Raw genomic sequence first — 18,301 nt, forward strand, 5'->3', positions numbered from 1 at the left:
GCTGTGATCCGTGCCACAGAACTCCTCTCCGGCGTGACGTTTGAACCCCGGCCCGCGCTGTGTGGGTGTGCCCGCTGCTGTGACGCGTGGGCCGGACGTGAACTTCTGAGCACGTAACTCACCCGAGGAGTGGGGCACTTGAGCCCACGCAGATCGCATGCGTACCGACCTCTGAGCACCAAGCGCCGAGCCTGGCTGACCCTGGGGGCCGTCGTGCTCGGCGGGGCCGGGGTGGTCACCGTCGCGGTGGCCAACCCGTCGGACGAGCCGCCGAAGCCGCCGTCGGCGCGCAAGGGCGGCGTGTTCGACTACGCCCTCGAGGCCACGGCCGTCGGCAAGCGCGAGCTGGCGAGCACCGACACGAAGACCTTCTCCATGGTCGGCGTCAGCTGGGACTCCGCCAAGGCGAAGTTCGACGGCGCCGTGGAGGTCCGCACCCGGTCCGTCGAGACCGGGAAGTGGTCCGGCTGGCAGCACCTGGAGCGGTCCGCCGACCAGCCCGAGGGCTCCGACCTCGCCGGTGTCCGCGGCTCGACCGAGCCGCTCTGGGTCGGCGCGTCCAACGGCGCCCAGGCCCGCGTGGTCGACCAGGACGGCAGCCGGATCCCGCTGCCCGGCGGCCTCGAACTGAACCTGATCGACCCGGGCGTGACCCCGCAGGAGGCCACCGCCCAGGGCCGCGCCCTGCAGGCCGGGCCGCAGGACCTGGCGTTCGCCGAGCCCGCCGCCTTCGTGGCCGAGGAGAGCGCGACGCCCGAGCCGCCCGCCCCCACCTCGCCGACCACGGAGCCGGGCACGGGCACGGACGCCGGCACCGGTGCGGAGCCGAGCACCGAGCCGACGCCCGCCACCTCGGCCCCGGAGTCTCCCGCCGCGTCCCCCTCCGGCACGCCGAGCACCGAGCCGACGCCGGAGCCGACCGCCACCGTGCCGGTGGCCCCGCCGTCGAACACCACCAAGCCGCCGATCATCTCCCGCGCCCAGTGGGGCGCCGACGAGACCAAGGTCGAGGACCCGCCGGAGTACATCGAGAAGATCCAGGCGGCGTACATCCACCACACGGTGGACAGCAACAACTACAGCTGCTCGGAGTCCGCCGCCCTGGTCCGCGGCATCTTCCTCTTCCACGTGCAGTCCAACGGCTGGAACGACCTCGGCTACAACTTCCTGGTCGACAAGTGCGGCCGGATCTTCGAGGGCCGCGGCGGCGGCACGGACCTGCCCGTCAAGGGCGCGCACACCTCCGGCTTCAACTCGTACTCCACCGGCATCGCACTGCTCGGGAACTTCGAGACCGGCAAGCCCACCCGGGCCGCGCTGGAGTCCGCCGCGCGCATCGCCGCGTACAAGCTCGGGCAGTACGGGGTCAGCCCCACCGGCAAGGTCACGCTGACCCGTCTCGTCAGCAACCCGGACGGCAGCACCTCGCCCGCCGGCGACGTCACGTTCAACACCATCTCGGGCCACCGCGACGGCTTCGCCACCGAGTGCCCCGGCGCGAACCTCTACTCCAAGCTCGGCGCGATCCGGGACTTCGCGGCCAAGCCCGGCCGCAACTCCGCGATCCCGACGTCCGACTTCAACCGGGACGGCATCACCGACCTGGTCGTCGGACTGCCGCGGGAGGCCGGCTTCGCCGGTCGCGTGAGCGTGCTGCCCGGCACCACCGCGGGCCCGAGCCACACCGCGAAGAAGAACCTGGACCAGAACAGCGCGGGTGTGCCCGACGCCAACGAGGCCAGTGACCTCTTCGGCTACGCCAGCGCCTGGGGCGACGTCAACGGCGACGGCAACGCGGACCTGGTCGTCGGCGTGCCGGGCGAGGACGGCGTCACCGGCCAGACCGACACCGGCTCCGTCTCGGTCCTGTACGGCCCCGGCCTGAGCAGCGGCCAGAGCTACTGGACCGCGGCGCGCGCCGCGGGCGAGAAGGTCGGCACCGTCGTCACCTCCGGCGACTTCAACGCCGACGGCAAGGCCGACATCCTCTCCGTCGCGCCCGGCGCGCCCGGCCGCTGGTGGGCCTGGGACGGCGCGACCGGCACGGCGAAGTCCGGCTACCTGAACACGGCGGCGTACACCGCGGCCGTCGGCGCGGTGGCGGCCGCCACGGGCGACTTCGACAAGGACGGCTACGCGGACGTCGCGATCAACTACCGCGACCCGTCCTCGGTCGGCCGGGTCCTCGTCCTGAAGGGCTCCTCGGCCGGCCTCACGCGCGGCGGACTGCTGAGCACCCGGGGCGGGCGTTCGCTCGCGGCGGGCGACCTCAACGGCGACGGCTACGACGACATCGTGGTCGGCCAGCCGGCCACCACGGAGTCCGGTCACGCGCTCAAGGGCGGCGCCGTCACCGCGGTGCTCGGCTCGTCGACCGGCCTGACCGCCACCGGCAGCCGGACCCTCGGCCAGGACTCGGCGAACGTGTACGGCACGGGCGAGGTCGGCGACGACTTCGGCGCGGCCGTCTCGATCGGCGACGTCAACCTCGACGGGTACGGCGACGTGCTGGTCGGCATGCCGGGCCAGGACATCTCCGCGAACGGCACCGTCCTGGCGAACGCCGGCATGGCGATCTACCTGCCCGGCACGTCCACCGGCCCGACCGGCACCGGCTCGACCGGGTACGCGCAGGGCTACAGCGGCCTGCCGGGCGCGGCCGAGGCCAACGACCGCTTCGGCTCGGCCGTCACGCTGAAGGACCTGTCCGGCTACGTGCGGGCGGACCTGGCGATCGGCGCGGACGGCGAGGACGCGAACAACGGCACGATCGTCCAGATCGACAACGGCAGCGCAGGTGTCGCGCGGGCGTCCGGTCTGTACTACGGCATGACGCAGCTGGGCACGGTGGCCGGCGCGCGCATCGGCATGATGCCGCTGGTCCCGTAACGCGGCGAGGTGAACGAGGAGAGGCCCGCCGGACGATGTCCGGCGGGCCTCTCCCCTTTTGCTCTTCCGCCGCGTCAGGCGGTGCGCGCACGGCGCGAGACGACGGCCTTCAGGACGCGGCGGCCCTCCGTCGACAGGTCCCGGGCGCGGCGCAGCCCGGTCGGCCCGTGCTCGGCGGACTCGAGGACGGCCTGCTGGCGGCGGAGTTCGCCGGCCAGCAGCGGCCCGGCGCCCTCGGTCTCGCCGGCCCGGCAGCGCTCCACCAGCGCGGCGCGCTCGCTCTCCGCGCCCGCGTCGTACCGCGCGTGCAGGGTGAGCGCGGCAGCCGAGCAGGCGTCGGCCCAGGCGCGCAGCGGCTCCTCGGCCCAGTCGGCGGGCGCGGCGCCGAGCATCGCGCGGACGTCCCCGGCGTGCGGGGCGGCGCCGCCCGCGCCGTCGAGTTCGGCCCCGGCCTTGCCGACCGCCTCGCCCCAGGCCGCGCCCCCGCCCCCACGGGCCACGGCGGCCCACGCGGGCCGCAGCACGTCCGCCGCGTCGGGGTCGAGCAGCGGCAGGCAGCGATCCAGGCACGCGAGCCCGGCGGCGGCCAGACCCCGCTCGTCGGCCAGGGCGATCATTTCCAGCAGGCTTCGGCTCGTTGCCGACGTCATGAGACGCCTCCCGTCGCGGACGCAGTACTTCCTTCTACTGCGCCGACCGTGATGATTCCGTCACTGAGTGGCTGGAATCATGCCCGTGGCCCTGGTGTGCTGCATAGAGGTCAGCCGACGGATCACACCCCGAGCGACTTCTCGCGGCTCAGCCCCGCACCTCCGCCGCCAGCGCTCGGAACGTCGGCCAGTCCATGGTCGGGCGGCGGGCGTCCCAGAGTTTCTGGGCCGTGGCCGTCACGGGGAGGCGGATGCCGGCCGCGACCTGGGTCTGGGTCTGGGCGGTGGCGCGGTCGCACCAGACGGCGAAGCGGCCGCCGAGGATCAGGGGGTCGTAGCCGGCCGCGACCGGCGTCGTGCCGCGCAGGACGCGGGGGGTCCACTCCTCGTAGATGGCCCGGCCGGTGGGGTACTTGAACTGATTGGGCTCGCCGAGGACGTAGTAGAGGTACTTGTCGTTCAGGTTCACGACCTTGCGGCCCTCCGCCAGGTACTCCGACGGCGGGCGGGCGCCGATCTCCGTGCCGGTCCAGTACTCGACCTCGATACGCCGGTCCGCGCTCACCCGGCCGCCCCGGAAGAACCCGTCGTTCCACGCCTTCGCCGTCTTGCCGGCGCCCCGCACCACCGCCGCCCGGTCGTTCAGCCAGCCCTCGGCCAGGTCCGCGACGCTCGCCCCCGCCCCGTACTTTGCCGTCGCCGCGCTCGCCAGCTGCGGGTACGAGGCGGCCGGGTCCCGCACCGTCAGCGCCTGGTACTCGTCCGCGCCGACGTGGAACCAGCCGCCGGGGAACAGCGCCGCGTACTCGCGGAGCAGGTCGTCGACGATCCCCGCCGACTCGGGCTTCGAGATGTCGATCGCGCCCTGCCGCGGCACCCCCTGCACGTTGCGCAGCTGGAGGTCGGGGTGGGCCCTCAGGACCGCGCCGAGGTGTCCGGGCGAGTCGACCTCCGGCACGACCGTGATGTGCAGGCTCGCCGCGAGGGCGATGATGCGCCGCACCTCGGCCTTGGTGAGGTGCTCGGCGGAGACGATCTCCGGGTGGCTGTCCGAGGCGATCCGGAAGCCCTGGTCGTCGGCGAAGTGCAGCTCGAACTGGTTGAGCTTGAGGTCCGCGATCTCGCGCAGCCGGGCCTCGATCCAGCCCGCGGTGAAGAACTTGCGGGCGATGTCGACCTGGAGGCCGCGCTGCGGCTTCGCGGGCCGGTCGCGGATCACGCCCTCGGGGACCACCCCGGCGGACCGTACGGCCTGCTTCACCGTGCGGGTGCCGTAGAAGACGCCGGCCTGGTCCGGGCCGGTGATCCGGACGTTTCCGCCGGTGGCGGTCAGGGTGTACGACTCCGGCGCGCCGCTCCCGCCGAGCGCCAGCTCGATGTCGTGGGGTCCGGCCGCGACCGTCCCCCGGAAGGCGACCTTCAGCTCGCCCGCGAGCAGCTTCCCCTCGTCGGTGAGCGCCTCGCTGCCGGCGGCGACGACGATTCCGGCCGCCGGGCCGGGACTCCAGCCGGGGCCGCGGGCGGGTCGGTGCTCCTGCACGGCGGGGATGGTGCGCGGCGCCGTGGAGAGCGGGTAGGTGCGGGTCGGCGTGGGCGTGGGCGTCGGCGAGGGCGCGGCGGAGGTCGCCGGGCTCGACGCCGCCGAGCCGGTCGGTGTCGGCGTCCCGCCGGCGCCGGCGTCCGGCGCGCCGTTCGAACAGGCCGCCACGCCGGCCGTCGCCAGCACGGCGGCCATCAGCACCGGGCCGGTCCGCCGGCCGCGTATGAGATACCGCATCACTCGGCATCCTCCCCCGAACGGCCCTTACCGGCCATTCGGGGCATTTTCGGCAATTCACTCCATCGCGGCGCCGCGTACGTCCACCCCAGGTTCCGAAACCCTCCCTTCCGGGTGAAATTCGCGCATCCGTCGGACAGTTCCCCCGACCCGTCGATAGCGTTGCGCCACATCCACCTCACCTCTCCCGCGTTCGGAGCTTCCGCTGACCAGCGACACCCATGCCTGCTCCAGGAACCCGGTCCCACCCGCCATACCTGCCCAGCACGGCGACACACGGCACCCCGGCGGCCTCGCCGGTTTCAACGCCGCCCCGCACGCCGCCGCCGCGGCCACGCTGCTGGCCTGCTGCGGCAGCCGCCGCTGGGCCGAGCGGATCGCCGCCCACCGCCCGTACCCGACGGTCGACGCGCTGCTCGCCGCCGCCGACGAGGCCGGCTACGACCTCTCCTCGCCCGACCTCGACGAGGCCCTGGCCCACGAGTCCACGGCCGCGCCGGCCCTCGGCACGCCGCCCGCCGCGCTGACCGCGCTGCGCGCCGCGCACGCCGCGTACGAGAGCACCTTCGGACACGCGTTCGTCATCAGCCTGGACGGAGTGCTCCCGGACGAGCGGCTCGACCAGGTCCTTGCCGGGATCCGGTCACGTCTCGGCAACGAAAGGGACGAGGAGCGGTCGGTGGCCGCCGACGAGCTGCGCCGGCTGGCCCGCGCCCGGCTCACCCGTTCGGTCGCAGGTCCGTGAGTTCGTCCGGAATACGGGCGTTCCAGGGCCGAGTGATAGCCCGTCCGTGCCTGTTTGATCACACTGGCGGACCCCGCGCGAGCGAACCGACAAGTCGTCGCTACGATGACCGGGGCCGGTGGACCGTACCCGGCCGGGTCAGACCGACACTGAAGCCGGCCGACCCTGATCCCCGCTCCCGGAGGGTTTTTCCGTGCCGGCTGGAACGCTGTACCGCGGCCGGGAAGGAATGTGGAGCTGGGTGGCTCATCGAGTCACCGGCGTCCTCATCTTCTTCTTCCTGTTCGTACACGTGCTGGACACCGCTCTCGTCCGCGTCTCCCCCGAGGCGTACGACGAGGTCGTCGCGACCTACAAGACGCCGATCGTCGCTCTTCTGGAGTACGGCCTGGTCGCCGCCATCCTCTTCCACGCGCTGAACGGCCTTCGGGTCATCGCCGTGGACTTCTGGTCCAAGGGCCCGCGCTACCAGAAGCAGATGCTCTGGACCGTCGTGGGCGTCTGGGTGGTCCTGATGGCGGGCTCGCTGTACCCCGTCCTCGGCCACGCCGCACGTGAACTGTTCGGGAGCTGACGCCAGAAATGTCTGCTGACACCACCTCCGCGATCGGTCCCGTCGAAGGCGCCGCCGCCTACGACGTGGAGAACCCGGCCCCGTACATCGAGGCCCCCCGCAAGCGCACCGGCAAGACCCCGCGCGCGACCCGCGGCAACTTCGAGATGGCCGCATGGCTCTTCATGCGCCTGTCCGGCGTCGTCCTCGTCGTGCTGGTTCTCGGCCACCTGCTGATCCAGCTCTTCCTGGACGGCGGCGTCTCCAAGATCGGCTTCGCCTTCGTGGCCGGCCGCTGGGCGTCCCCGTTCTGGCAGACCTGGGACCTGCTGATGCTGTGGCTCGCCATGCTGCACGGCGCCAACGGCCTCCGTACCGTCATCAACGACTACGCGGAGCGCCCGAACACGCGCCTGTGGCTCAAGGGCCTGCTGTACACCGCCACGGTGTTCACCATCCTTCTGGGCACGCTGGTGATCTTCACCTTCGACCCGAACATCCGCTAGGCACGGGGCTGAGGTAATCCACGTCATGAAGATCCACAAGTACGACACCGTCATCGTCGGCGCCGGCGGCGCCGGCATGCGCGCCGCCATCGAGGCGACGAAGCGCAGCCGCACCGCCGTGCTGACGAAGCTGTACCCGACCCGCTCCCACACGGGCGCCGCGCAGGGCGGCATGGCCGCCGCGCTGGCCAACGTGGAGGAGGACAACTGGGAGTGGCACACCTTCGACACGGTCAAGGGTGGTGACTACCTGGTCGACCAGGACGCCGCCGAGATCCTGGCGAAGGAGGCCATCGACGCCGTCCTCGACCTGGAGAAGATGGGTCTGCCGTTCAACCGGACCCCGAACGGCACCATCGACCAGCGCCGCTTCGGCGGTCACTCGCGCAACCACGGCGAGGCCCCGGTCCGCCGGTCCTGCTACGCCGCGGACCGCACCGGCCACATGATCCTCCAGACGCTGTACCAGAACTGCGTCAAGGAGGGCGTGGAGTTCTTCAACGAGTTCTACGTCCTGGACCAGCTGATCACCGAGGTCGACGGCGTCAAGAAGTCCGCCGGCGTCGTCGCGTACGAGCTGGCCACCGGCGAGATCCACATCTTCCAGGCCAAGGCCGTGATCTACGCGTCCGGCGGCACCGGCAAGTTCTTCAAGGTGACCTCGAACGCGCACACCCTGACCGGCGACGGCCAGGCGGCCTGCTACCGGCGCGGGCTGCCGCTGGAGGACATGGAGTTCTTCCAGTTCCACCCGACGGGCATCTGGCGCATGGGCATCCTGCTGACGGAGGGCGCCCGTGGTGAGGGCGGCATCCTCCGCAACAAGGACGGCGAGCGCTTCATGGAGAAGTACGCGCCGGTCATGAAGGACCTCGCGTCCCGTGACGTCGTCTCGCGCTCCATCTACACGGAGATCCGCGAGGGCCGCGGCTGCGGTCCCGAGGGCGACCACGTCTACCTGGACCTGACGCACCTCCCGCCGGAGCAGCTCGACGCCAAGCTCCCGGACATCACCGAGTTCGCGCGCACCTACCTCGGCATCGAGCCCTACACGGACCCGATCCCGATCCAGCCCACCGCGCACTACGCCATGGGCGGCATCCCGACCAACGTCGAGGGTGAGGTTCTCAGCGACAACACCACCGTCGTCCCGGGCCTGTACGCGGCCGGCGAGGTCGCCTGTGTCTCCGTGCACGGTGCCAACCGCCTCGGCACCAACTCGCTGCTCGACATCAACGTGTTCGGCAAGCGCTCCGGCATCGCCGCCGCCGAGTACGCCGCCAAGCACGACTTCGTCGAGCTGCCGGAGAACCCGGAGTCGCTCGTCGTCGAGACGATCGAGAAGCTCCGCAACTCCACCGGCAACGAGCGGGTGGCCGACATCCGTCGTGAGCTGCAGGAGACGATGGACGCCAACGTGATGGTGTTCCGTACCGAGCAGACCATCAAGACGGCCGTCGAGAAGATCGCCGAGCTGCGCGAGCGCTACGAGAACGTGTCCATCCAGGACAAGGGCAAGCGCTTCAACACCGACCTCCTGGAGGCCGTCGAGCTGGGCAACCTGCTCGAGCTGGCCGAGGTCATGGCCGTCTCGGCCCTGGCGCGCAAGGAGTCCCGCGGCGGTCACTACCGCGAGGACTACCCGAACCGCGACGACGTCAACTTCATGCGCCACACGATGGCGTACCGCGAGGTCGGCGAGGACGGCTCCGAGACCGTGCGTCTCGACTACAAGCCGGTCGTCCAGACCCGCTACCAGCCGATGGAGCGTAAGTACTGATGGCTACCCCCGTACTGGACAAGGTCGAGGCGGAGGCCGCCGCCTCCCCGTACATCACGGTCACCTTCCGGATCCGCCGCTTCAACCCCGAGGTCTCGGACGCGGCGGTCTGGGAGGACTTCCAGCTCGAGATCGACCCGAAGGAGCGTGTGCTCGACGGTCTCCACAAGATCAAGTGGGACCTGGACGGCACGCTGACCTTCCGTCGCTCGTGCGCGCACGGCATCTGCGGCTCGGACGCGATGCGGATCAACGGCAAGAACAGGCTCGCCTGCAAGACGCTGATCAAGGACATCAACCCCGAGAAGCCGATCACCATCGAGGCCATCAAGGGCCTCACGGTGATGAAGGACCTCGTGGTCGACATGGAGCCGTTCTTCCAGGCGTACCGGGACGTCATGCCGTTCCTGGTCACCAAGGGCAACGAGCCGACCCGCGAGCGCCTGCAGTCCGCCGAGAACCGCGAGCGCTTCGACGACACCACCAAGTGCATCCTGTGCGCCGCGTGCACGTCGTCCTGCCCGGTCTTCTGGAACGACGGCCAGTACTTCGGTCCGGCCGCGATCGTCAACGCGCACCGCTTCATCTTCGACTCGCGTGACGAGGCGGGCGAGCAGCGCCTGGAGATCCTGAACGACAAGGACGGTGTGTGGCGCTGCCGCACCACGTTCAACTGCACCGACGCCTGCCCGCGTGGCATCGAGGTCACCAAGGCGATCCAGGAAGTGAAGCGCGCGCTGATCACGCGTCGCTTCTGACCGGTCGCCCGGCGCAAGGGCCCGCTTCTGTACGCTTCGGCGTGCGGAAGCGGGCTTTTACGTTGTGGAGAGCGGGGACTCATGAGCGAGCCGAACCCGTACAAGTCGGACGACGGCGGGTACCAGTGGGGGCCGGACCAGCAGCCGGGTGTGCCCGGTTACGGCTATCCACAGCAGACGCCGATGCCCGGCGCGCCCGTCCCGCCGCCCTACCCGCCGATGGCGCCGCCCGGCACCGGCCCGACGCTGAGCCTGGGTGACATCGCGATCGTCGGCGACCAGATCATCACGCCCGCCGGGCCGATGCCGCTCAAGGGCGCGGTGTGGAACGCGGCGGACATGTCGCGGGTGGAGGAGCGGATCCCGCCGGTCGCTATCGTGCTCGCCGTGGTCTTCTTCCTGTTCTGCCTGCTGGGCCTGTTGTTCCTGCTGATGAAGGAGAAGCAGACCACCGGCTACGTCCAGGTGACCGTGACCAGCGGCGGCCGGCACCACTCCACGCTGATCCCGGCCACCACGCCCGACACCTTCTTCTGGGTGATGGGTCAGATCAACTACGCCCGGACGCTGAGCATCTGACCCCTCGTCTCATCCGAGCTGACTGAGGATCGTCGGGTCGGTGATCGACGTGTCGTCCGCGAGGAGCATCGCCTTGCTGAGGACGATCGCGAGCATTCCGTCGCCCTCGTACGGCAGCGGGCCCGCGGCGACCGCCGCCTTGGCGGTGGACTTCGGGACGATGCACAGATAGCGGTCGTGCGGCGCGATCAGCACGTTGCCCGAGCCGAGGTGGATCCGGTACGTGTGCAGCGCACCGCGCACGTGCAGGAACCGGCCCTCGACGGTGCACCGTTCGCCGATCGCGAGCCGGGGCACCAGGCGGGCGAGCAGCTCGCGGCGGGTCTCGGCGCTCTGCGAGAGCTCGCCGAAGCCGTACCGCTCCCAGTAGTCGCGGTGCCGACCTCCCGGGCCGCCGTCCTGCCACGTCGGGTCGTTGCCGACGCCGGCCACGCCGACGAACAGGTCGACGTCGCGCAGGACTTCGGTGAGCACCTGCTCCGGTATCCGCTCCAGCGGCAGCGGATCGGACGCGGTGGTGTACCGACCGCCGCCCGCGTGGGCCCAGTTGTGCTCCGCGTCCAGTCGATGGAAGCGGACCTGATCGGTGGCGACCCGGTCGTAGGCGTACGAGGTCGTGAGGTCGCCGTCCTGGTCGCCGCCGACCCCCTCCACCCAGTACTCGGCGCGCAGACCCCACTCGGGCAGCTCGCGGTACAGCGGGGGGTACGAGTCGTCGACGGCCAGCCGCAGCTTCGCCGTCCAGCCGCGCTGTACGGCCAGGGCGTTGAGCTGGTACTGGCGCAGGACGTGCCCGGCGAAGCGGTTGGAGTACGTGGCGGTCGCGCGCTCGGCGTCGGTGAGCGGGTACACCTCGCGGTGCGCCTGCTTGAACGGCTGCGTGACGCCGAGCTGTTCGAGTCGGTCACGGCAGGCGCTGATCTCCTCGGCGGGGCGGCCGACGGGGTGCCAGAGGGTGACGGTCGCGGTGCGCGTCGGGCACACCGGGTCGCCCCGGAGGGTGCGCAGGTCGGTTCCGTCGAAGAGGACCGGGGTCTCGCCGCCGACGGCCCAGATCAGCCGGCGGGCGAGCGTGCCGACGAGCGGGTGGTCGAGGATCCGCTCGCGCCAGGTCCAGAAGTTCCAGCTGCGGCGGGCGAGGAACTGCCGGTCCAGGCGGTCGCTCTGCGCGGTCAGCATCTTCTCGATGTCCTTGAGGGACGCCTTGAGTTCCTTGAGCGCGTCGGCGTGGTCACGGCGGACCTCGGCGGGCACGGTCGCGACCTGCCTGCCCTTGGCGTTGGTCCAGGTGAGCCTCGCCTTGGTGCCTTGCACCTCCAGGAGCCCGTGCGCGTCGCCGAGCCGCACCTCGCGGCGGCCGACGTCGGTGAGTCCGAAGGCGGGGACGGCCAGCTCCTCGATCTCCGCGCGGCCGACGCCCCGTTCGGCCGCCTTGGCGTCCAGGGCGGCGGTGAGCTGCTTGAGAGTGCCCTTGAAGGTCACCTTCGCGGAGAGCCGGGCCAGTTCGCCGAGTGCGGCCTCGTCGTCGGTGCGGGCCAGGGCGAGCACGGCCGCGTTGGCGACCTTGGGGCTGTGCGGGCCGATGCCCGGGACCTTGCGCAGGGAGACCTCGACGAGCCGGCCGAGGGCGCGCACGGCGGCCGGGTCGGCCGGGAGCAGGGACAGCAGCCAGGCGAGGCCCTTGAGGGCGACCGAGTTGTACGGGTCATAGGTCTTGTTGTGGTCGGTCCAGCCCTCGCGCACGTACAGCTCGATGGTGCGCGGCGCGCCCACGAGGCCGATCCAGCGCGCCAGCATGTCGCGCACGGCCTCGGGGCCGCCGGCCTCCGCGGCGAGCGCGAGCGCCTCCTTGTCCCAGGCGACGGTCGGCCGGGCGGCGGTGGCGGTGAGCAGGTGCGCGAGCAGCCGGGCCGGGGCGTCGGCCATGGCCTGCTCGGCCCAGGGCTCGCCGGGGCTGAGGACGGGGTCCTCGATGCGGCCGAGGATCTTCTGGAGGGTCTTGTCCGTCAGGTACGTGCTGTTCTGGCAGCGGCGCAGCAGCGCGACGAAGCCGCCGGGCAGCGGCCGGCCGGCGTCGAGCTCGCCGCGGGCGAGGGCGACGAGTTCGTTGGTGGCGTAGAACTCGTACGCGGTCCGCAGCTCCTCGATGCGCTTCAGGCGCTCGACGGACAGCTGGTCGCCGGGCAGGTCCCGGCCCGCGATCCCGGCCAGGGTGAGCACGACCGAGCGGACGTTCTCGGCGTCCGTGCCGCGCTGGTAGCGGGCGACCCAGGCGCCGACGAGGCGCACGCGCTGCTCCTCGGACAGCCCGCGGACGAGCGCGGGCAGTTCGGCCCGCTCGCCCGACCACCGGTTGTTGTCGATCGTGCCGATCCGCACCAGCGTCTCGGCCAGCTCCCCCATGTTGTCCCGGTCGACGATCTCCTGGACCCGGTCGCGTACGTCCTGCGCGTTCATCATCCCCCCACCAGCGGGACCAGCTTGAGGAACGTGACCTCGACGCCCGGGCCCAGTTCCACCGTCTCGTCGAGGTCCTCGACCTGACGGTCCCCCACCAGGACCAGGAAGCCGTTCCGGCCGAACGCCTCGACCGCGCGGGCGAACTCGCGCTCGGCCTGTTCGGGCGCGGCCTCCTGCGCCACGCGGCGGCGGATCAGCTCGCGCAGCGCGAGGCGTTCCTCGGTGACGGCCAGGCCCCCGGCCTCGGTCCGCGCCCCTGACGTCGTCTCGTCGACGAACTTCACCATTGCCATGCGGAGCAGCGTAGGAGAGCCGTCTGACAACGGCCCTGCCGGGCTCGGGAGGGGAGCGGGCGCAGACCGTCGGGCTCAGGCGTGCCAGTGGTCGGTGACGCCCTCCTCGGCGACCAGCATGACGCGCCGGAGCAGGTCGTTGAGCCGCGTCAGTTCGTCCTTGTCGAGGACGCCGAGCAGCCGCTCCTCCTCGTGGCCGAGGAAGTCCATCGCGCCGACCCAGGTCTCGCGCCCGGAGGCGGTGAGTTCGACGACGACCCGACGGCGGTCGGTCGTCGACTGCGTACGGCGGACGAAGCCGCGCTTCTCCAGGGCGTCGAGGCGGCCCGTGACGGAGGCGGGCGCGAGGTCGAGGTCCTGCGCGAGCTCGGAGGGCGCGGCGCTGCCGCCGCGGCCTGCCAGCTTGTGCAGGGTGTCGAACTCGTGGCGTTCCAGATCGAAGTCGACGAGCGACTGCTCGCGCACCCGGCGCAGGTGCACGGAGAGCTTCTTCATGCGGGTGACCGCGCCCTCGACGGCCGGGTCGAGGCCGGGCAGCACGGGCTGCCAGCGGGCCACGTGCGCGTCGGTCCAGTCGCGCCGCGGGGGTTCCGCGGGCGGGGTCGGGGGCTGCGTCGGCTCCATGGACCGATCGTACGTCGATGTCCACGATCCTTCGCCCCCGAATATTTCGTTGACGAATTATTCGGTACCGAAATATTCTCGCGGTCATGCCTGCCGCTCCCGGCGACGCCGTCGTCGCACCCGACGCCGTGCCCCTCCCCCACCCGCTGCGCACCCGCGACTTCCGGCTGTTCTTCGCCGGCCGCACGCTCTCGCTGCTCGGCGACGCGGCGATCCCCGCCGCGCTCGCCCTCGCCGTCCTGAAGGCCACCGGCTCCACCTCGGCACTCGCCCTCGTCCTCGCCTGCGCGGTGGTCCCCAAGCTGCTCCTGCTGCCGCTGGGCGGCGTGGCCGGCGACCGGTTCGACGCCCGCACGATCGCCCTGACCACCGACCTCGTCCGCTGCGCGACCCAACTCCTCGTCGGCGCCCAGCTGCTGAGCGGCCATCCGACGCTCTGGGTCATCGCCGCCGCCGAGGTCGTCGGCGGCGCGGCTGGGGCGTTCGCCATGCCGACCGGCGCGCCCCTGGTCAAGGGCACGGTGGCCACCGCGTCCCTGCACGCCGCCAACGCCGCCCTGGGCATCGCGCAGAGCGCCACCCGCCTCGGCGGCCCGCTGCTCGGCGGCACGCTGGTGCTGACCGTCGGGGCCGGCTGGGCGTTCGTCCTCGACGCGGCCAGCTTCGCCGTCAGCGCCGCGCTGCTGACCGCCGTCCGCGTCGTACGGGTTCCCGTCCCCCGCAGCACCCTGCGCGCCGACCTCCGCGAGGGCTGGCAGGAGGTCAGGACCCGGGACTGGTACTGGACCAGCCTGATCGGCCACAGCGCCTGGAACGGGGCCGCGGCCGTCCTGCTGACCCTCGGCCCGGCGATCGCGGTCGCGCAGCTGGGCGGCGAGGCCACCTGGGTCGTGTTCCTCTGGGTCGGTTCGGTCGGTCTGCTGCTGGGCTCCCTCGTCGCCGGCCGGGCCCGCCCCCGCCGCCCCGTCCTCGTCGCCAACCTCGGCCTCGCGACGTACGCGCTGCCGCTGGTGCTGCTGGCCCTGCCCGCGCCGGCACCGGTGACGATCGCCGCGTACGGGATCGCGCAGGCCGGCCTCGGGTTCCTGTCCCCGGTGTGGGAGACCGCCGTCCAACGGGCCGTCCCCGCCCACGCGCTGGCGCGCGTCACCTCGTACGACTGGCTGCTCTCGCTCGCCGCGATGCCCCTCGGCTACGTCCTGGCCCCGCTCGCCGCCGCGGCCTGGGGGTCCGAAGTACCGCTGCTGGTGGCGGCGGTGGCGGTCGGCGGGTGCTGCCTGGGCACGGCGCTGGTGCCGGGCGTACGGCGTTTCGGGGCGGAGGAACGGTCCACCGTGCGGGCCGACTGAGACGTTGTCGGTGGAGTCCCCTACCGTCGTGCACATGGTGGGGAGCACGAGCCTGGAGAGCAGGCTGGACGAGGCCGCCGCGGCCGACGCCGCGGCGGACGGCGGGCGGATCGGCACGCTGCTGCAATCGCTGGACGACGCGGGGCGGCGGGCCGCCGCACTGCACCTGCACCGACGCATGTGCACGGAACCCCGTCGCGTCGTCGGGCGGGCCCTCGCGGCCCTCGCGGAGCAGGAACTCGCCTGGACGACCGCCGAGTCGGACCTGCTGCTCGCACGGCTGCTGGGCAGGGACTCCCTCGTGTCGCCGTACGAGCTGGAGCAGGAGTTCATCACGCTGATGTCCCTCGCGCTCTCGGCGGCCGAGCGGGCCGAGGACTTCGACCGGCCCCGGCTGCGGGCGCTGCACCTCGCGGCCGACGGCGCATGGCTCTCCCACAGCAACGAGTACGCGCCATTGAAGCGGCGGGTGACTGCCCTGCTGGCCCGCGAGCCCCGGATCGGCCCGGACGGACTGCCCCGGCACGTCCTCGACGGCCTGGACGACTACGGTCCCGCGATGCGCGCCGCACACCCGGAACTGCTCGCCGGGCGGGGCACGGCCGCGTTCCTCGCGCACTGCCTCCAGGTCGGGCAGGTCCGGGCCACCAAGGCCTGGCGCGGACGGGCCGCGGAACTCCTCGCGGAGACCGAGGCCGGCGCGGAGCTGGTGCGGCGGCTGCTGGAGGGGATCGCCGCCCAGCCCGAGCACCACATCTCCGACCTCAGCCCGTGGGGCATGAACTGGTTCGGCATCGCCGCCGACACCAACACCTGCCTGGTGCGCGGACTGCTGTGGGCGGCGCGCGACCTGGACACCGACTGGGCGGCCCCGCTGATCGGCGAGGTCGCGATCAACGCCGGTACGGGCATGGGCGGGTCGGGCGGCTCCTGCCGCAGCCAGCCGCTGACCACGACCGCCGTCGCCGTCCTCGGCGAGTTCGACGGGCCGCACGGCGAACAGGCGATCCAGGCGCTGGCCCGGGTCAGGACCAAGGTCCGCAACCGGACGGTGCTCAAGGGCCTCGCCAAAGCCGTGGAGGCCGTCTCCGCGCGGGCCGGGCTCACCCCGTCGATGCTGCGCGAGCGCGGCGTACCCGACCACGGGCTCGACGCGCGCGGGATGAGGGAGGAGCCGCTCGGGGCGTACACGGCGGTGCTGTCGGCCGCGGCTCCGGGCGTGGCCGGGCTGTCGTTCCTGGGCCCCCGGGGCAAGGCGCTGAAGTCCGCGCCCAAGGCAGTCCGTGAGGAGCACGCCGAGGCCCTGAAGCCGCTCCGGCGCGCCCTGAAGGAGCTGCGGACTCTGCTGGCCGGCGAGCGGGCCCGCCTGGAGGAACACCTGGCCGCCGGGACGACCTGGGCGGCGGCGGACTGGCAGCGGTACGGCATCGACCACCCAATCACCGGTTCGGTCGCCCGCGCCCTGCTGTGGGAGGTCCGCGCCGACGCGGAGGACGGCGAGCGCTGGACGGCCGGTCTGCCCGAGCGGACCGGCGGCGGCTGGGCGCTGGCCGGACCCGACGGCACCGCGACCCCGGTCGGCCCGGGGGCGCGGGTGCGGCTGTGGCATCCGCTGCGGGCCGGGGCCGACGAGGTCGCCGAGTGGCGCGAGGAACTGACCGCACGCGAGGTGCGGCAGCCCTTCAAGCAGGTGTTCCGCGAGGTGTACCCGCTCACCCCCGCCGAGGCGACGACGGGCACCTACTCCAACCGCTTCGCCGGCCACGTCCTGCGCTACGGCCAGGCCCGGTCGCTGATGACCGAACGCGGCTGGACGGGCAACCACCTGGGCCACTTCGGCGACAACTACGCCGCCGAGATGCTCAAGGAGCTGCCCCGTCCCGGCGAACTCCCGCTGTCCGAGGGCGTGTTCTGGCGGGCCCGGTTCTTCGTCGAACTGGTCGACGCCGGGACGCGGGGCGACGGGGTCGCCGAGCTGTGCTCCACCGACCAGGTGCGGATCGAGCGCCGCGCGGCCTCGGCCGGACCGCGCGGGGCCTGGGACACCGCCCCGCTCACCGACGTCCCGGCGCTGGTGCTGTCGGAGGCGCTGCGGGACGTCGACCTGTTCACCGGCGTGGCGTCGATCGGCGCCCACCCCGACTGGCGGGACCGCGGCGCGGACCGGGCGTACGGCACGTACTGGCAGACGTACGCCTTCGGCGAGCTGACCGAGTCCGCGAAGCTGCGGAAGGAGGCCCTGGCGCGGCTCCTGCCGCGCACCCGCGTGGCCGACCGGATCGAGCTGACGGACCGCTTCCTGCGCGTCCGGGGCGACCGGCGTACGTACCGGATCCACCTGGGCTCGGGCAACATCCTGATGGAGCCGGACGACTCCTACCTGTGCATCGTCGCGGACCGGGGCACGGCGGCCCGGGGCGACCGGCTCTTCCTGCCGTTCGAGGAGGACGGCGGGCTGCTGTCCGTGATCCTGTCGAAGGCGTTCCTGCTCGCCGACGACGCGAAGATCACCGACCCCACCATCACCGCCCAGCTGCGCCGGGGGCTGTGACGCCGGCCAGGAACCGCGTCAGCAGCTCGGCGGTCTCCGCCGGGCGCTCCAGGGACGGGAGATGCCCCGCCCAGTCCAGGACGAGGTGACGGGCGTCCGGCAGCGTCTCCGCGAGGCGGACGGCGATCTGCCGGAAGTCGTCCACGTCCTGGGCCCCGGACACGGCCAGGACGGGCACGGAGATGCGCGCGAGGTCGGCCGCGGCCACCTCAGCGCCCACCGGCCAGTTCTCCTCCGGCACCGCCAGCTGGACGTCGAAGGCGCGCCGCTGCATCAGCCGGACCAGCTCGCGCGCGGCCTCGTCGGCGTCCGGGCCGAGCCAGAAGTCGACGTTGAGGTCCACCGCCGCTGCGACGTCACCGGCCTCCAGGAACGCGTCCTCGGCGGTCCCGAAGGCGCGGAGGTCGGCGCTCGGCTCGTGCCCGGGAGCGCCGGCGCACAGCAGCGCGAGGGCGGAGACCCGCTCGGGGTGGAGCACGGCGAGTTCGAGCGCGACCTTGCCGCCGAACGAGGACCCGACGACGGCGGCGCGCTCGACCCCGAGGGAGTCGAGGAGCGCGCGGACGTCCTCGGCATGGGTGTGCGGGGCATCGATCGGGGTCTCCCCGAAGCCGCGCAGATCGCACCGGACCACCCGGTGGCCGGCCTCGGCCAGGGCGTCGAGGGAAACGTCCCACATCCTCCGGTCGCAGACGCCGGAGTGGAGCAGGACGACGGTCGAGGGGCCTTCACCGGCCAGGTCATGAGCAAGGATCACCCGCAGACCCTAAGCAGCCGGGCCGTCGCC

15 protein-coding genes are annotated in these 18,301 nt (G+C 72.5%); 9 read left to right on the top strand and 6 right to left on the bottom strand.

The genetic code is table 11. The annotated features are described in order from the left end of the window. Positions 1–129 precede the first annotated feature (129 nt). A complete protein-coding gene (locus R2D22_RS14455; RefSeq protein WP_318103587.1) occupies positions 130–2,889 on the top strand; it encodes an FG-GAP-like repeat-containing protein in 2,760 nt (919 codons plus the stop codon). A 74-nt stretch (positions 2,890–2,963) separates the two neighbouring features. On the opposite strand, the gene R2D22_RS14460 is transcribed toward R2D22_RS14455, so the two are convergent. Together R2D22_RS14460 and R2D22_RS14465 are read right to left on the bottom strand one after the other, a co-directional pair. Next, a complete protein-coding gene (locus R2D22_RS14460) occupies positions 2,964–3,539 on the bottom strand; it encodes a hypothetical protein (protein ID WP_318103588.1) in 576 nt (191 codons plus the stop codon). 148 nt (positions 3,540–3,687) lie between these two features. Continuing rightward, positions 3,688–5,316 (bottom strand): beta-N-acetylhexosaminidase, encoded by a 1,629-nt coding sequence (locus R2D22_RS14465; protein WP_318103589.1) that lies wholly within the window; start codon positions 5,314–5,316, stop codon positions 3,688–3,690. A 337-nt stretch (positions 5,317–5,653) separates the two neighbouring features. On the opposite strand from R2D22_RS14465, the gene R2D22_RS14470 reads away from it, so the two are divergent. From R2D22_RS14470 to R2D22_RS14495, 6 genes are all read left to right on the top strand, one after another. Then, complete coding sequence (locus tag R2D22_RS14470) at positions 5,654–6,061, top strand: 2-oxo-4-hydroxy-4-carboxy-5-ureidoimidazoline decarboxylase (RefSeq protein ID WP_411977137.1); 408 nt, start codon at positions 5,654–5,656, stop codon at positions 6,059–6,061. Positions 6,062–6,254: 193 nt separating this feature from the next. Next, positions 6,255–6,635 (top strand): succinate dehydrogenase, cytochrome b556 subunit, encoded by a 381-nt coding sequence (gene sdhC, locus R2D22_RS14475; RefSeq protein WP_148005862.1) that lies wholly within the window; start codon positions 6,255–6,257, stop codon positions 6,633–6,635. Between the two features lie 8 nt (positions 6,636–6,643). Further along, entirely contained in the window at positions 6,644–7,120 is a 477-nt protein-coding gene (locus tag R2D22_RS14480; protein WP_318103590.1) for a succinate dehydrogenase hydrophobic membrane anchor subunit, read from the top strand. A gap of 25 nt (positions 7,121–7,145) precedes the next feature. Beyond that, positions 7,146–8,900 carry a succinate dehydrogenase flavoprotein subunit gene (gene sdhA, locus R2D22_RS14485; RefSeq protein WP_318103591.1) on the top strand — a complete coding sequence of 585 codons (1,755 nt, stop codon included), beginning with the start codon at positions 7,146–7,148 and terminating at the stop codon, positions 8,898–8,900. Next, the gene (locus R2D22_RS14490; protein WP_318103593.1) at positions 8,900–9,658 is read left to right on the top strand and encodes a succinate dehydrogenase iron-sulfur subunit; all 759 of its coding nucleotides are present in this window, start codon (positions 8,900–8,902) and stop codon (positions 9,656–9,658) included. The genes sdhA and R2D22_RS14490 overlap by 1 nt, the downstream gene beginning before the upstream one ends. Before the next feature lie 81 nt (positions 9,659–9,739). After that, positions 9,740–10,237 (top strand): hypothetical protein, encoded by a 498-nt coding sequence (locus tag R2D22_RS14495; RefSeq protein ID WP_318103594.1) that lies wholly within the window; start codon positions 9,740–9,742, stop codon positions 10,235–10,237. Between the two features lie 9 nt (positions 10,238–10,246). Here R2D22_RS14495 and R2D22_RS14500 read toward each other — a convergent pair whose 3' ends face one another. The 3 genes from R2D22_RS14500 to R2D22_RS14510 form a co-directional block, all read right to left on the bottom strand. Further along, the gene (locus R2D22_RS14500; RefSeq protein ID WP_318103596.1) at positions 10,247–12,697 is read right to left on the bottom strand and encodes a DUF4132 domain-containing protein; all 2,451 of its coding nucleotides are present in this window, start codon (positions 12,695–12,697) and stop codon (positions 10,247–10,249) included. Beyond that, positions 12,694–12,990 (bottom strand): hypothetical protein, encoded by a 297-nt coding sequence (locus tag R2D22_RS14505; RefSeq protein ID WP_318103597.1) that lies wholly within the window; start codon positions 12,988–12,990, stop codon positions 12,694–12,696. The genes R2D22_RS14500 and R2D22_RS14505 overlap by 4 nt, the downstream gene beginning before the upstream one ends. A 75-nt stretch (positions 12,991–13,065) precedes the next feature. Further along, the gene (locus tag R2D22_RS14510; protein ID WP_318103598.1) at positions 13,066–13,614 is read right to left on the bottom strand and encodes a MarR family winged helix-turn-helix transcriptional regulator; all 549 of its coding nucleotides are present in this window, start codon (positions 13,612–13,614) and stop codon (positions 13,066–13,068) included. 86 nt (positions 13,615–13,700) lie between these two features. On the opposite strand from R2D22_RS14510, the gene R2D22_RS14515 reads away from it, so the two are divergent. Beyond that, a complete protein-coding gene (locus R2D22_RS14515) occupies positions 13,701–14,963 on the top strand; it encodes an MFS transporter (protein ID WP_318103599.1) in 1,263 nt (420 codons plus the stop codon). Between the two features lie 34 nt (positions 14,964–14,997). Next, positions 14,998–17,514 carry a DUF4132 domain-containing protein gene (locus R2D22_RS14520; RefSeq protein WP_318103601.1) on the top strand — a complete coding sequence of 839 codons (2,517 nt, stop codon included), beginning with the start codon at positions 14,998–15,000 and terminating at the stop codon, positions 17,512–17,514. On the opposite strand, the gene R2D22_RS14525 is transcribed toward R2D22_RS14520, so the two are convergent. Beyond that, complete coding sequence (locus tag R2D22_RS14525; protein WP_318103602.1) at positions 17,486–18,271, bottom strand: alpha/beta fold hydrolase; 786 nt, start codon at positions 18,269–18,271, stop codon at positions 17,486–17,488. The genes R2D22_RS14520 and R2D22_RS14525 overlap by 29 nt on opposite strands. Between the last annotated feature and the right edge of the window lie 30 nt (positions 18,272–18,301).

It is taken from the genome of Streptomyces sp. HUAS YS2 (genome assembly GCF_033343995.1).
Taxonomy (GTDB): Bacteria; Actinomycetota; Actinomycetes; order Streptomycetales; family Streptomycetaceae; genus Streptomyces; species Streptomyces solicathayae.

Bases quoted from the DNA above. Each gene is read 5' to 3' on its own strand.
- R2D22_RS14515 (WP_318103599.1), top strand. From the start codon at position 13,701: ATGCCTGCCGCTCCCGGCGACGCCGTCGTCGCACCCGACGCCGTGCCC.
- R2D22_RS14510 (WP_318103598.1), bottom strand. From the start codon at position 13,614: ATGGAGCCGACGCAGCCCCCGACCCCGCCCGCGGAACCCCCGCGGCGC.
- R2D22_RS14490 (WP_318103593.1), top strand. From the start codon at position 8,900: ATGGCTACCCCCGTACTGGACAAGGTCGAGGCGGAGGCCGCCGCCTCC.
- R2D22_RS14495 (WP_318103594.1), top strand. From the start codon at position 9,740: ATGAGCGAGCCGAACCCGTACAAGTCGGACGACGGCGGGTACCAGTGG.
- R2D22_RS14480 (WP_318103590.1), top strand. From the start codon at position 6,644: ATGTCTGCTGACACCACCTCCGCGATCGGTCCCGTCGAAGGCGCCGCC.
- sdhA (WP_318103591.1), top strand. From the start codon at position 7,146: ATGAAGATCCACAAGTACGACACCGTCATCGTCGGCGCCGGCGGCGCC.
- R2D22_RS14520 (WP_318103601.1), top strand. From the start codon at position 14,998: ATGGTGGGGAGCACGAGCCTGGAGAGCAGGCTGGACGAGGCCGCCGCG.
- R2D22_RS14500 (WP_318103596.1), bottom strand. From the start codon at position 12,697: ATGATGAACGCGCAGGACGTACGCGACCGGGTCCAGGAGATCGTCGAC.
- R2D22_RS14505 (WP_318103597.1), bottom strand. From the start codon at position 12,990: ATGGCAATGGTGAAGTTCGTCGACGAGACGACGTCAGGGGCGCGGACC.
- R2D22_RS14460 (WP_318103588.1), bottom strand. From the start codon at position 3,539: ATGACGTCGGCAACGAGCCGAAGCCTGCTGGAAATGATCGCCCTGGCC.
- R2D22_RS14465 (WP_318103589.1), bottom strand. From the start codon at position 5,316: ATGCGGTATCTCATACGCGGCCGGCGGACCGGCCCGGTGCTGATGGCC.